Source organism: Shinella curvata, assembly GCF_022899935.1.
GTDB classification, from domain to species: Bacteria; Pseudomonadota; Alphaproteobacteria; order Rhizobiales; family Rhizobiaceae; genus Shinella; species Shinella curvata.
In genome coordinates this window covers 215,447-229,496 of sequence record NZ_JALJCJ010000008.1, presented here as the reverse complement: position 1 = coordinate 229,496, position 14,050 = coordinate 215,447, and the positions used below count along the sequence as shown (strand labels likewise).

Here is a 14,050-nt window from a genome sequence, read left to right as displayed (position 1 = left end):
CTCAGGCCTCCCGTTTCGAAAAGCGGAAGAGATCGACCAGTGAATAGACCGAGCTTCGGAACATCAGGCTCAACGCACCGGCAAAGAGAATGACCAGCCCCTGGATCAGCATGATCAGTTCCCGCGTGACGTTGGGCATCCAGAAGGAGATTTCGGCGCCGCCCTGATAGAGGACGCCGAAAAGGACTGAGGCGACGGCGATGCCGACTGGATGGCCGCGCCCCATGAGAGCGACCGCAACGCCAACCAGACCGATGCCGGCGGGAAAATCGAGCTGCAACTTGCCGAGGTCTCCCATCAGTATGTTCACGCCGGCAAGGCCTGCTAGCGCGCCTGAGATCAACATGCAGACGATGGTGATCTTGACATAACTGATGCCAGCATTGCGCGCCGCCGCCGGGTTGGCGCCGGTCGCGCGGATCTCGAAGCCGAGCTTGGTCTTCCAGATGAGGACCCAGACGAAGATAGCGGCCATGATGGCGATGAACAGGCTTACATTGAGCGGCGCGGTGCCGATATTGACGGGCAGTATCTCACCCAGCTTCGGCACGAGGCCGCCGGCATCGAAAAGGCGCGTCTGCGGCGCCATGCTGCCCGGTTCCTTGATCAGGTTGACCAGTACATAGATCATGACCGACGAGGCGATGAAGTTGAACATGATCGTCGTGATGACGAGATGGCTGCCGCGCCTTGCCTGCAGATAGGCCGGGATGAAGGCCCAGGCCGCGCCGAACAGCATACCGGCTGCCGCTGCAGGCACGAGCGTCACGTACCAGGGAACGAATTTGTCGAGTGCCAGGCATACCAGCGCGATGCCGAGCCCGCCGAGATAGGCCTGCCCTTCCGCGCCGATCGTGAAGAGGCCTGCATGGGAGGCTACCGCGACTGCCAGCCCTGTGAACATGAAGCTGGTGGCGAAGTAGAGCGTAAAGCCGATCCCCTCGCCCGAGCCCAGCGCCCCGCTGACGAGATAGCCCACTGCCTCCAGCGGGTTCTGACCGACGAAGAGAACCACAAGCCCCGAAATAAGCAGTGCGACGGCGACATTCATGAGCGGCAGGATCGCGAAATCGACGATCTGCCTTATGTTGAGAAAGCTGGGCACTAGCCTCTCCCTTGATCTTCTTGGGTGACACCGGCCATGAGCAGACCAAGCTCACGTTCCGAGGCATCCGGGCTCGCCTCGCCAACGATCGCACCGTCAAACATGACGAGGATGCGATCGGAGAGCGCCCTAATTTCGTCGAGTTCCACCGAAACGAGGAGGATCGCCTTGTTCTGGTCGCGCAGTTCGATCAGGCGTCGATGGATGAATTCGATGGCGCCGATATCGACGCCACGCGTCGGCTGGCCAACGAGCAGCATTTCAGGATCATGCTCGATCTCGCGTGCCAGCACGATCTTCTGCTGGTTGCCGCCCGAAAAGAGCGAGGTGCGCAGATCGGGATTGGGCGGACGGATGTCGTAGTCGGAAATATAGTCCTGCGCATAGTGCTGGAGCTGGGAGCGCTTCAGCAGAGGACTCGTGCCGAATTCCGGTCGGCGGTGATAGCCGAGGCTGGCGTTTTCCCGCAGTGGGAACGACAGGATGAGGCCGATTGCGTGCCGGTCCTCCGGCACATGGGCAACGCCCGCCGCCCGGCGCCTGAACGGATCGGCGGCGATCTCCTCGCCGTTGAGCAGAACCGTGCCGGATTCCGGCACACGGTTTCCGGCCAGCGCCTCGAGAAGCTCGGTCTGTCCATTGCCGGCCACGCCGGCGATGCCGACGATCTCGCCGGCGCGAACAGAAAGCGAGACGTCCTTGACCATGCGCACGCCGCGCTGGTCGCGCACGTTCAGCCCTTTTACGTCGAAGACGACCTCGCCTGGCGTCGACGGCGACTTGTCGACACGCAGCAGCACCCGGCGGCCGACCATCAGCTCGGCAAGGCTTTCCTTCGTCATCGATGCCGTCGGGGCGGTGGCGATCAGTTCGCCCCGCCGCATGACCGATACCGTGTCCGTCGCATCCATGATCTCACGCAGCTTGTGTGTGATGAGGATGACGCTCTTGCCCTCGTCGCGCAGGCGCCTGAGAATGCGGAACAGGTGATCGGCCTCACTCGGCGTCAGCACGCCCGTTGGCTCATCGAGGATGAGGATGCGCGCCTGACGATAGAGCGCCTTGAGGATTTCCACGCGCTGCTGGACGCCGACCGGCAGGTCTTCCGTGACCGCTTCCAAATCGACCTGCAGTTCGTACTCCTTCGCAAGTCGCTGAAGCTCAAGCCGCGCCTTGCGCCGGCTGGAGGAGAGAAATGCGCCCTCTTCCGCGCCGAGGATGATGTTTTCCAGAACGGTGAAGTTTTCGACCAGCTTGAAGTGCTGATGAACCATGCCGATGCCATGGGCGATCGCAGCACGGCTGTCGGGAATGCCGACCTCCTTGCCGTCGACGCGGATCGAGCCGGAATCGGCCTGATAGAAACCATAGAGAATGGACATCAGGGTCGATTTTCCGGCGCCGTTCTCTCCCACGATCCCGTGGATGCTGCCGGCCTTTACGGAGAGGTTTACATCCTTGTTGGCGACGACGGGGCCAAAACTCTTATTGATGCCGGAAAGCTCCAGCACTAGCCGCACGGAACCGATTTCTGCTTCCATGGCCTCCTCCAGACTATGCTTTGGATGGGCAGACGCAGAAACGCCTGCCCAACCATTTCTCAGAGAGGGCACTTGTCGTCCGACATGTAGTCGTGGACCTTGAGGGTGCCGGCGGCGATCTCGTCCTTCGCTTTCTTGGCGGCCGCCTCGACTTCCGGCGTGATCAGGCTGCGGTTATGCTCGTCCAACGCCCAATCGACGCCGTTTTCAGCAAGACCGAGCGATTGCACGCCGCCGGTGAACTGGCCTTCCTTGGCATCCTTCAATGCATTGTAGACGGCAACGTCGACGCGCTTGACCATCGAGGTCAGCATGACGCCGGGGTGCATATAGTTCTGGTTGGAATCGACCCCGATCGCAAATTTACCGGAATCGGCAACCTTCTGGAGAACGCCGATGCCCGTACCGCCGGCAGCGGCGAAGATGACGTCCGCGCCCTGCCCCATCTGGGACGCAGCAATCTCACCACCCTTGACCGGGTCGTTGAAGGCAGCGTTCGTCGTACCGGTCATGTTGCGGATGATATTGGTTGCACCGCCGGCCGACGCGCCCTGCGCATAGCCGCAACCGAACTTGCGGATAATCGGGATATCCATGCCGCCGATGAAGCCAACGGCCTTGCTCTTGGAGGAGAGGGCCGCGATCAGGCCAACCACGTAGGAGCCCTGTTCTTCCTTGAATGTAACCGACCGGACATTGGGAAGGTCGACCACGTCATCGAGCATCACGAAGTCGATATCGGGAAATTCCTTGGCAACTTTGGCGAGCTGGTCCTTGTAACCGAAATTCGTGACGATAACCGGGCTGAAGCCTCGGCTTGCAAAGTTGCGAATGCCTTGTTCCGCCTGGGAATCGGCCTGCGCCTCGAAGTCTCGGTAGCTGGAACCGGTATCCGCCTTGAATTTTTCCGCGCCGGTATAGGCCATCTCGTTGAACGACTTGTCGAACTTACCGCTCGTTCCATAGACGATTGCCGGGTTGAAATCGGCAGCAGCCGCGCCCGCCGTCATCGCCGCCAAGGCAACCGTCACCATAAGATGTTTCAGCATTGTCATTTCCCTCCCTGGAAGCCGAAGCGTGTCGCCCGGCGAGACCGATCCTAATGTCTATACAAATTACAGCTGGACTGTTCGCTGTCAAGAGCAATCCCGCCGATTTGAGGTCAGTTAAACGTGTACCTAAACGCAGGTAAACGTGTACTTTGGCGACACCAAAGGCGTCAAGGTCTCTCGTAGCGTGAGCTAAAATAACGTCGACGTCATGAGGAATCCGGCCCATTTCAGCGGAAGCGAAATAAGTTGAGCCAGCACAAGAACTAGCGTCCGCCGGGAGTGATCGACGCACCTGAATAGGAAGGTGCCATATGCAGGCCGGCACGGCCTGAATATCGATCGCTCCTAAGTCGTGGTGCGGCTGACGACCGTGGGCATGATCGTGATGGCTTCGACCTTGCGGTTCGGATCATCGAGGAAATCGATGAGGGCAGTCGTCGCGACACGGGCCGAATGAGCAATGCGCCGGTCCACGGTCGAGAGCGGATGCTCCAGCAGCGGAGAAAGATAGATATTGTCGAAGCCGATAACGGCACAGTCTTCCGGCACGCGCCGGCCACGCTCGCGCAGGGCCACCATCGCGCCGATCGCCAGCATGTCGTTCATGCAGCAGATTGCCGTGAAATCGGTTCGCTTCAGCAGGTCCAGCGTCGCCTGATGACCGAACCGGTGCTGGAACTCCTTGCAACGGATCAGCTCGGGATCGAAGGCAATGCCGGCTTGCGCGAGTGCATCCTTATATCCCGAAAGGCGGATTTGCGTATTCGACCGGTGCGGCGCACCGCTAAGGAAGGCAATGCGGGTGTGGCCCTTTTCGATCAGGTGGCGGGTCGCCTGAAACGCGCCGCTGCGATAATCCGTATCGACCGTCGTAACGAGCCGCGCCACCGGCCCGATCTCCCGATCCATGCAGACGACGGGTATACACAAGGCGTCCAGAAGCTCCGTATCGGGTATGACGTCACTGGCCGCGAGCAGGATGCCATCGACGCGGTGTCCCCCGAAGGAGGCCAGATGCGCCGTCTCGATCTCCGCTATGCCCTCGGAATTACAGACGAGCGTCGTATAGCCACGCAGGCGCGCCGCATCGTCGCACGCCCGCACCAGCTCGGTGAAATAGGGATTGAGGATATCGGGAACGATGATGCCGATGACATGCGACTTACGCGTCACAAGCGAGCGGGCCAGCGAATTCGGCGTATAGTTCAACTCGCGGGCCAGCGACAGGACCTTCTGACGCGTCTCCTCCCCAATCACCGAATCCTTCCGGTTCAGCACCTTCGACACTGTCGCAGTCGAGACCCCGGCGAGCCTTGCAATGTCTTTGATCGTTACCGCCACTATTCCCACCGCCGCAAACCGAGCCAAATATCGGCCGATCCAGAGATTCGTCTATCTCGCCAGCAGATAGAATGTCCATACATTGACCACCAAGTCTCTTTGCGTAGTGCTCCGCGCGCGGATTGGCAGGTCATCAGCCAGCTGCAAATCCGGCGCGCGCCTCTCGCCACGAGGAGGGTAATGTAGGGCGACCAACGTGATCCGCGCTTCACAAGTCACGACATCTACCGGAGGTTATGGCTTGAGAGGCTGTTAAGCTCTTGATAGGATGTGAGCCCGCGTATAGCGGAATGGAACAGCTGGAAAGCTTTGATGATGAGCGCGAGAAGCCCAGAAAGGCGTTCACCAGGCTTCCAGATTCGCGTGCCAAACCAATCAAAGCGTACCCATACCACCGTCGATCTGCAACTCGGCGCCGACGGTGAAACTTGCTTCATCGGACGCTAGGAAAACCACTGCCTTGGCGACTTCAGAGGGGGCACCGAAACGGGCGGCGGGGACCTGTGCCAACACACCGGCAGCCATCGCATTGAGCCCTTCTTCCGAAAGGCCGAGCTTGCCGTAAAGCGGCGTGGCTATCGGGCCGGGGCTGACGGCATTGACGCGGATACCACGGCCGATCAACTCGCCGGAGAGTGTGCGTGCCATTGAGAGCAGTGCTGCCTTGCTGGCACCATAGACGCTCGAGGTCGGCATGCCGACATGGGCATTGACTGAAGTGTTCAGCACGATCGAGGCCGGGTTACTGAGGATCGGCAGCAGCGCCTGGACGAGGAAGAACGGCCCCTTGACGTTGATATCGAAGGTGCGGTCGAAACCGGCTTCGTCCCAGTTTTCGATGGGCCGGAGATCGGCAACACCGGCGTTGATGAAGACGATATCAAGCTTGCCGAAGGTCGTTTCTATCTCGGCGGCGACCGTGTTCTGTGCGTTCACGTCACTGGCATCGGCACGGATGATCATGACATCGTTACCCAGTTCCGCGCGAGCGGCCTCGATGGTTTTGGGGTTGGTGCCGGTGATGGCAACGCGGGCGCCTTCAGCCAGGAACTGTTTGGCGGTTTCGAGGCCAATGCCGCTGGTGCCACCGGTAATCAGGGCGGTTTTGTTTGCGAGACGCATCATGGCGGTAATCCTTTTCAGATCAATGAGTTATTTGGTAGGGCAAGACCGGTCGGCGTATCTTCTGTCTTCGTCAGGCCGTTTGCTTGAAGGAAACATGGTTTTTTTCTCGCGTTCTGATTAGCTTGCAGATATCGGTTTTATTTTCCGGAATTTCCGAACGATGATGAAACTTGAAGGCATTGCCGCATTCGTTGCCATCAGCGAAGCGGGCTCGATCAGCGAGGCCGCACGGCGGCTGCGGCAGTCAAAATCCGTCGTAAGTGAAAGGCTGGCAGAGCTGGAGCGGGCGCTTGACGCAAAGCTGGTTCACCGGACGACACGACGGCTGACGCTCACAGAAGATGGCGGTGCGTTTCTGGAGCGCGCCCGGCGAATTATCGGCGATGTGGAGAGTGCTGCAGCAGATATGGCCGAACGGCGCGGCGCCATGGTTGGCCCCTTACGTATCTCCGCGCCGGTAACCTTCGGGCGGATGCATCTGGGACCGGCACTCTATCCGTTTCTGGCCGCGCATCCGCATATCGAATTGACACTCGATCTTGACGACCGCCGGGTGGATGCAAGCTCGGGCGGGTTCGATGCCGTCATCCGCAATGGCCCTCTCATCGACTCGAGGCTGATGGCCTGGAAGCTGGCGCCCAGTCGCCGCGTTCTATGCGCCTCACCCGACTACATTGCCGAGCATGGCGCGCCGCGTTCGATCGATGAGCTTGCCGGCCACAAGGGCATTTTCTATACCAATCGCGGCGTTGCCGACTGGCGCTTTCCACGAACCGCCGTAGGCAGTCCAGGATCGGATGCCATCGTTGTGCATGGGCGGTTGGGACTAGGGCTCAACAATGGCGACATGATCCGCGACGCGGCAATTGCCGGTCTCGGTATTGCCCTGCTGCCGATGTTCATCGCCGGACCGGCGATAAAGGATGGCAATCTTTTGCCCATCGAAATCGGCATGCACCCCGAAGATGAGTTCATCTACATGGCACACCCCGAAGGCCGAAATCCTTCGGCCAAATTGCGGGCACTGGCCGATCACCTGCGCACTGCTTTCGGCAGTCCGCCTTATTGGGATCTTTCGGAACGATAACACTCGAATGTAGCACGGGGCCTAGTCTTTGGCTCTTGAACAGATACGAATGCGCAGGAGCGACAACGAGCATCACCGGCACATTGATCAGGAAGACCGAGCCCCAGCAGAAATGCTCGAGCAATACGCCCCCGATCATCGGACCGACGGCAGCATCCACGAGATCATCGCTCTGGCTGTGGCGGTCACCACCGTTGCAACGGCTGCATCGCCGTCCACGCAAAGAAGGCCGTTGAACTCGGTGCGACTGAAGGCGAGATCGCGGAGGCGCTGGGTGTCGCCGTTGCGCTGAACGAAGGAGCGGCATTGAGGTACTCGGCTCGTCTCTTCGATGCGATCGCGAGCCGTCCGCAGAAATGATGAAGATTATGAGCGCGCCTGTTAGGTAGGCGCGCTCATAAACGAGCTAAATTATCTGTTGAAGGGAATCGGATTGTTGGCGCCCATCATCAATTTATGTGGAGCATCACCTTTCCAGTGTTCTTCTATACCTCCGCCTGGATGGTGCATAGATCCAATCTCGCGTTGATAGACCTGCAATAGATCCCGATTTATAGCAGGGGTAGCAATCTCACGCGTCGCTATACGACGACAACCCGATTGCCGGGATTGGGCCCTGTTTTCAGCCGGTCGAGCGCTTCCGGCAACGCCTGGAAGGCGGCGGCCTCGATGATCTGCGGATCGAATCGACCATCGACAATGTCCTTGGCGATGGCAGCACCGGCAGCGACGAGATTGCCCCATTGCCGGTCATCCGCATGGCTGTGCATGGCGTTGAGACCGACCTCGTGCAGCGAGATCGTCGTCGTGAAGGCCGGTAGTGGCGCCTGTTCCTGCCGGTCCTGGATGCAGACGAGATGGCCATTTGCCGTCAACAGCGGCGCAAGCGACGTGGCGTGAGTGCCACTCACCATATCGAAGACCGCCTGCAGTGGCTGGACACGCGTCTTTTCCTGGATTTCCTCACGCCAGGCCGAACGGTTATAATCCGTCGCGGTCGCGGCACCGAGGCGCCGCACTCTCTCAGCTTGTGCTGCGGATGAGACGGCATGGACGATCCAGCCGCGAGCGCGGGCAAGCTGCAGCAGCGCGCCGCCGACAGCACCGGAGGCCCCGGTCACCAGGACATGCGCGCCGGGGCCGAGCGGAACCTTGGAGATCGCCTGGAAGGCCGTTAGCGCCGGGCACGGGATGGTGGCCGCAGCGACGAAGGGCAGTGCTGCCGGCAGCGGAATCAACGCTCGCGCCGGCACGACTGTATATTCGGCAAAGGAACCGGGCCGCACGAGATCGTTGTGATAGGCGACCCGAGCACCGGACGCGATATGCTGCACTCCCTCGCCCAGCTCCTCCACCTCACCGGCGCCGTCGACGCCCGGAATGTGCGGCCATTCCCAGGCCGGATGACCCCACTCGATGAACTTCCAGTCGACAGGATTGAGGCCAATGGCGCGGTTGCGCACCAGCGCCTCTCCTTTGCCTGGCTTTGGCCGCGGTCGCTCTTCCAGCCGCAGAACGCCAGGCGCGCCGGTTTCGTGATGGACCCAAGCTTTCATTGCATTCTCCTTTCAGCAAACAGAATAGCCGCCATCGATCGGCAGCATGGTGCCCGTGACATAGGCTGCATCAGGCGACAGCAAGAAGCGGATGACCGAGGCGACCTCGGACGGCTGCGCCCAGCGACCCATCGGGATGCGGCCGTTGATGCGCTGGGCGCGCTCGCTGTCCGATCGCGCCCGCGCCGACATGCGAGTCTCCACCCAACCCGGCGCCACGGAATTCACCCGGATCCCCTTCGGTGCCCAGGCAACGGCCATCGAGCGCGCAAGAGCGGCGACCGCGCCTTTGCTCGCCGTATAGGCCGGCGCACCGGCGGAGCCGAATATCGCCCACATCGAGGCGAGCATGACGATCGCGCCACCCACTGTTTCCAGCCGCGGCAGGAGGGCATTTGCGAGCGCAAAGCCGGCGCTGACATTGACCTGCATCACCGCATCGAAATCGGCGGTCTGCCATTCCCGCTCATGACGCAGAATACCCGCGCAATGGACAAAGCCGTGCAAATCCGTCTCACCGGCCAGCGCGGGAAGGATGGCGGCCGTATCGGTGACATCGGCCCGATGAAAGCGGATAGCCGGCGGCAGATCGTCGTCGCAGTCTAAACCGACGGCAATGACCCTCCAACCTTCCGAAAGGAGACGTTCGGCCGTAGCGCGGCCGATACCGGTGCCACCACCGGTGATGAGCGCAAGCGGGGCGGTCATGCGCAGGCACTCCGCGCCGGGGCCTTCTCTTCCACACGGAGGATGGCGTCGATCAGTGCTTCGGCATCGAGGATTAACGGCAGATTTTTGATGTGCCGTACGGCGAGCGTCGCCTCGGCGACGGCCGCGAGTTGCGCACGCGACGGCACAGCGACACCCATTTCCTGCAACGACAGCGGCAGGCCGACGACGTTGTAGAGGCGTACCAGCTCTGGCGGCGGCTCGAAACCCAGCGCCTCGAAATGCACGATCAGTGCCCAGGCCACCTGGATGCCGTGCAACACGTCGCCGCCACCGGGCAGAAGCGGAATGCCGCGCGTCAGCGCATGGGGCAGCGAGAGGCCGCCACTTTCGAAGCCAAGCCCGGCCATAAGGATCATTGCCTCCACGGCTGCATCGAAATCCTCGGTGACGTTTCCCGTTCCGACCACCGCCCAGGCGCCGGCGCCGTGGCGCATCAGCGTCTCGTAGCAGGTGTCTGCGATTTGATGGGCAAGGCGCGTCGAACGCGCCAGGAACATCGTTCCCCCACCGCTGTTGAAGCACGCTTCCGCCTCGAATTTCTTGGCGAGCGCATCGCCCATTCCAGCGCGGAACAGTGCCTTGGGCGCCTTGGAAAGGATATCAGTATCGACGATGACGAAATCCGGGTTGCGCATGAGATGGCGCACTTCGAGCATCCGGTGCCCATCCTCGTAGAGCACAAAGTTCTTCGAGGTCGGCGCGTCGTTGGAAGCGACTGTCGGCAGGGTAATGAGACCGGAGCCGAGTTGTTCGGCCAGCGCCTTGCCAGCATCGATCGCCCGGCCACCACCGGCCGCGAGCACCGCAGCGACCGCGCCGTCGAGCTGCGCCTGCAATTCCGCGCCGGTGGCCGCGCCGAGATGTCCGGCAAAGGACAGGATTTGAAGCTCGACACCGGCGGCTGCACAGCTTTCCTCCAGCTGCCCGGCCAACATGTCGCGGATCGTCGCGTCGATGACGAGCACGGCGCGCGCGCCGAGCGTCGCGGCGCAATCCCCCACCAATCGCCAGGCGCCCTGGCCCTGGATATAACGTCCCGGTGCACCGAAGACGGTGACGCCCGTATCGAACATCTCCATGATGGGTTTGTGTTGCAACGGCATTTGGTTCCCTCCGCGTATTCAAGTTTACATGATATATGATATATTTTAAGACAGATGCTGCACTCACTCGGAGGAGATCATCAATGGATCGACGTATTACCGGCACGACCCGCGTCATCGTGCACCTCGCCTACCCGTCCCACCACCTGCGCACCCCGAAGCATTTCAATGCGTATTGCGCGCAAACCGGCCTCGACGCGGTTCTCGTGCCCTGGCAGGTCGCGCCGGAAAACCTCAGCGCAGCCTTCGACGGATTGCGCCGTATCGAAAGCCTTGCGGGCGTCATCGTCACCATCCCGCACAAGACAAGCGTCGCCGGCCTCTGCGACAGCCTTTCCGAAACGGCCGGTTTTCTCGGCGTCGCCAATGTCGCGCGGCGATTGCCGGATGGCCGCTTCCACGGCGAGATGTTCGACGGTGCCGGGTTCGTTCAGGGCCTTATGCGTGAAGGCCACGTCATTCAGGGTCGCAAGGCCTTGCTGGTCGGTGCCGGCGGCGCGGCGACCGGCATTGCCGAGGCGCTGGTGCGCGGCGGCGTCACCCGCCTTGCCATCGCAAACCGATCCGCTGAAAAAGCAGAAGAACTCGCGATGCGACTGCGCGGCGCCTTTGCCGGTCGCGACATCATTACCGCGCCCGCCGATGCCACCGGTTTCGATCTCATCGTCAACGGCACATCGCTCGGCATGAAGCCGGGCGACGCCATGCCGGTCCCTGCCGAAACGCTGGAGGCCGGCGCGCTGGTCGCCGAGGTCGTGATGGAACCCGACGTCACGCCCCTGTTGCGGCTGGCGGCGGAGCGGGGATGCGTGGCCCATAAGGGTGTGCATATGATCACCGGTCAGATCGAGTTGCTGGCAAGATTTCTGCTGGAAGAGCCGGGCGCCTGAGCGCCCGGCAACGCTTCAGGTTCGTTTCGCTTCGCCGCTGACGTTCTGCAGCAGAACCGCGAAGACGATGATGACGCCCTTGATGATCTGCTGCGGATAGGCCGGCACCGACAGAAGGTTCATGATGTTGCCGATGAGGCCGAGGATGAGCACGCCGATCATCGTGTTGACCACCGAGCCCTTGCCGCCCGACAGCAAGGCTCCGCCGATGACACAGGCCGCAATCGCATCGAGTTCCAGACCGAAGCCGGTATTGGCTGTGCCGACCGCCGTGCGCGCCGTCGCCACCACGCCGGCAAGCGCCGACAGTCCGCCAGCGATGACGTAGACGAGGAACTTGTAGCGGGCGACGGGAATGCCGGCGAGGCGCACGGCAACCTCGTTCGAGCCCGTGGCGATGGCGAGACGACCGAACTTGCTCTGCGCCATCAGCGTTACGAAAAGCACCACGAAGACCAGCGCGACAAGAACTGGCCAAGGCATGCCGATGCCGGGCACCGCGCTGCTGCCAAAAGCACGCATGAGATCCGCCGCCCCTGTGTCACGCGGGAAGCGTACCGGCTGGCCGTTCGACATCATGAAAGCGATTCCGCGTGCAACCGTCATCATGGCAAGCGACGCGATGAACGGCGCCATGCGGAAGACGGAGACGAGCACGCCCGTAACCGCACCCAGCAGGGCGCCGGCGGCAATCGCAGCGACGATGCCGGTCAGCAGACCGACCGCTGCCTGATCCGGCAGGTACGGCAGCAGCATGGCAATGACCATGGCGCCGATCGCTGCGAGAGCGCCGACCGACAGGTCGATGCCGCCTGTCAGGATCACGAGCAGCATGCCGATGGAAACCAGTGCCAGCGGCACCAGCTGACGCAGCAGGTTCCACAGGTTCTGCGGCGTCAGGAAGACATCCGACAGAAGCGTGGAGGCAACCACGAGCAGCGCCAGCATGAGGAAGATATTGTAGCGGATCAAAAACGTGGCGACGCCGGTTTTCTTCTGCATGAGGGTCACGCCTCCGTTCCCATGGCGAGGTCGATGATGGCCTCCTCGCTGATCTGATGTTTCTGAAGTTCGCCGGCGATCTGCCCCTGGCGCATGACGATGACCCGGTCGGACATGCCGATGACCTCCAGCATGTCCGAGGAAACCATGATGACTGCGGCGCCCGCCTCGGCGAGTTCGTTCATGACGCGGTAGATCTCGATCTTGGCACCGACGTCGACGCCGCGCGTCGGCTCGTCGAAAATGAGCACGCGGCACTTGGCGGCGATCCACTTCATGATCGCCACCTTCTGCTGGTTGCCGCCCGAAAGCGTTCCGGCGGAAATGTCGATGCCGGCGGATTTCAGCCGGAGCCCTCTCGCGATCTCCTCGACAGCGGCGATTTCCTCGCGATTGCGGATGAAGCCCAGGGCGGAGATAAAGGGATTGGCCGGCGTCATCATGGCGTTGACGCGGATCGGCAGGTCGAGCAGCACACCCTGATGCTTGCGATCTTCAGGCAACATGCCGATGCCATTGGCGACCGCCTGGCCCGGCGATCCGTTGACGATCTCTCGGCCCGCAAGCCGGATGCGGCCGAATTGAACCGGATCGGCACCGAAGATGGCGCGCATCGTTTCCGTGCGCCCGGCCCCGACAAGACCGCTGACACCAAGCACTTCGCCGGCCCGAACGGAAAACGAGATATCGCGCACCATCGGCCCGGCATTCAGCCCGTCCACCTCCAGCAAGGCGTCGCCGATCACGGCGTCTCTGCGAGGAAAGAGGTCGGAGAGTTCCCGGCCGATCATGTGGCGGACGAGGCTTTTCTGGTCGATCGCATCGATCGGCCAGCTGCCGACCGTCTGGCCGTCCTTCAGAACCGTAACACGGTCGCACAGCGTGAAGATTTCCTCCAGCCGGTGCGAAATATAGAGAATGCACACCCCGCGTTCGCGCAGCATGCGGATGAGGCGGAAAAGCTTTTCGGACTCGTGGTGGGTGAGCACGGCGGTCGGCTCGTCGAAAACGAGGATCGTGCTTTCGCGCGACAGCGCCTTGCAGATTTCCACCACCTGCTGGTAGGCGACCGGCAGTTCGCCGGCAGGCTGCATCGGGTCGATGTCCTCGAAGCCCATATCGGCGAGCAGCGTGCGAGTGCGACGCACCATGTCGGCCCATTGGACCCGGACACCCGGCTTTCCCAGTTCCTCGATCAACACGTTCTCGGCGACGGACAGGTGTCCGGCCAGGGAAAATTCCTGGTAGATGACCGATATGCCCTTGGCGATCGCATCATGCGGCGAAGTGATGTCGGCCGGCTTGCCGTCGAGATGGATTTCACCGGAATCCCGCCGATAGGCGCCGGCAAGCACTTTCATCAGGGTGGATTTTCCCGCCCCGTTCTCTCCCATGAGGCCATGAACCTCACCGCCGAACGCTTCGATGCTTGCGCCCTGCAGCGCCGCGACGCCGCCGAAGGCCTTGTCGATCTGCAACATTGAAAGATGCATCTGCTTCTCCTCCCGGAAGGCAC

Annotated in this window: 12 protein-coding genes and 1 pseudogene; 3 read left to right on the top strand and 10 right to left on the bottom strand. The window is 61.6% G+C overall.

The window, feature by feature from the left end; all coding sequences use genetic code 11:
- Position 1: 1 nt before the first annotated feature.
- The 5 genes from MUU55_RS25970 to MUU55_RS25950 all read right to left on the bottom strand — a co-directional run bounded on the left by MUU55_RS25970 (position 2) and on the right by MUU55_RS25950 (position 6,164).
- Complete coding sequence (locus MUU55_RS25970; protein ID WP_244763728.1) at positions 2-1,051, bottom strand: ABC transporter permease; 1,050 nt, start codon at positions 1,049-1,051, stop codon at positions 2-4.
- 53 nt (positions 1,052-1,104) lie between these two features.
- Entirely contained in the window at positions 1,105-2,646 is a 1,542-nt protein-coding gene (locus tag MUU55_RS25965) for an ABC transporter ATP-binding protein (RefSeq protein WP_244763679.1), read from the bottom strand.
- A 59-nt stretch (positions 2,647-2,705) separates the two neighbouring features.
- Positions 2,706-3,695 carry a BMP family lipoprotein gene (locus MUU55_RS25960; protein ID WP_244763678.1) on the bottom strand — a complete coding sequence of 330 codons (990 nt, stop codon included), beginning with the start codon at positions 3,693-3,695 and terminating at the stop codon, positions 2,706-2,708.
- A gap of 348 nt (positions 3,696-4,043) precedes the next feature.
- Complete coding sequence (locus MUU55_RS25955) at positions 4,044-5,039, bottom strand: LacI family DNA-binding transcriptional regulator (protein WP_244763677.1); 996 nt, start codon at positions 5,037-5,039, stop codon at positions 4,044-4,046.
- Between the two features lie 375 nt (positions 5,040-5,414).
- Complete coding sequence (locus MUU55_RS25950) at positions 5,415-6,164, bottom strand: SDR family oxidoreductase (RefSeq protein WP_244763676.1); 750 nt, start codon at positions 6,162-6,164, stop codon at positions 5,415-5,417.
- 160 nt (positions 6,165-6,324) lie between these two features.
- Here MUU55_RS25950 and MUU55_RS25945 point away from each other — a divergent pair, with 160 nt between their 5' ends.
- Together MUU55_RS25945 and MUU55_RS25940 are read left to right on the top strand one after the other, a co-directional pair.
- Positions 6,325-7,251, top strand: coding sequence for a LysR family transcriptional regulator (locus tag MUU55_RS25945; RefSeq protein ID WP_244763675.1), 927 nt, complete (start codon positions 6,325-6,327; stop codon positions 7,249-7,251).
- A gap of 160 nt (positions 7,252-7,411) precedes the next feature.
- Positions 7,412-7,611, top strand: a pseudogene (locus MUU55_RS25940) (carboxymuconolactone decarboxylase family protein); the annotation flags it as partial.
- 221 nt (positions 7,612-7,832) lie between these two features.
- Here the strand turns inward: MUU55_RS25940 and MUU55_RS25935 are convergent.
- From MUU55_RS25935 to MUU55_RS25925, 3 genes are read right to left on the bottom strand one after another with little or no spacing between them, the layout of a single operon-like run.
- On the bottom strand, positions 7,833-8,807 hold the full coding sequence (locus MUU55_RS25935) for a zinc-binding dehydrogenase (RefSeq protein WP_244763674.1): 975 nt from the start codon (positions 8,805-8,807) through the stop codon (positions 7,833-7,835).
- 12 nt (positions 8,808-8,819) lie between these two features.
- Positions 8,820-9,515 (bottom strand): SDR family NAD(P)-dependent oxidoreductase, encoded by a 696-nt coding sequence (locus tag MUU55_RS25930; protein WP_244763673.1) that lies wholly within the window; start codon positions 9,513-9,515, stop codon positions 8,820-8,822.
- On the bottom strand, positions 9,512-10,642 hold the full coding sequence (locus MUU55_RS25925) for an iron-containing alcohol dehydrogenase (protein ID WP_244763672.1): 1,131 nt from the start codon (positions 10,640-10,642) through the stop codon (positions 9,512-9,514). Before MUU55_RS25925 ends, MUU55_RS25930 begins: the two co-directional genes overlap by 4 nt.
- An 83-nt stretch (positions 10,643-10,725) precedes the next feature.
- Here MUU55_RS25925 and MUU55_RS25920 point away from each other — a divergent pair, with 83 nt between their 5' ends.
- Positions 10,726-11,532, top strand: a complete 807-nt coding sequence (locus MUU55_RS25920; protein ID WP_244763671.1) for a shikimate dehydrogenase family protein — start codon at positions 10,726-10,728, stop codon at positions 11,530-11,532.
- Positions 11,533-11,547: 15 nt separating this feature from the next.
- Here the strand turns inward: MUU55_RS25920 and MUU55_RS25915 are convergent, their stop codons facing one another.
- Both MUU55_RS25915 and MUU55_RS25910 read right to left on the bottom strand, forming a co-directional pair.
- A complete protein-coding gene (locus tag MUU55_RS25915) occupies positions 11,548-12,534 on the bottom strand; it encodes an ABC transporter permease (protein ID WP_244763670.1) in 987 nt (328 codons plus the stop codon).
- A gap of 5 nt (positions 12,535-12,539) precedes the next feature.
- Complete coding sequence (locus MUU55_RS25910; RefSeq protein ID WP_244763669.1) at positions 12,540-14,027, bottom strand: sugar ABC transporter ATP-binding protein; 1,488 nt, start codon at positions 14,025-14,027, stop codon at positions 12,540-12,542.
- Positions 14,028-14,050: the final 23 nt, after the last annotated feature.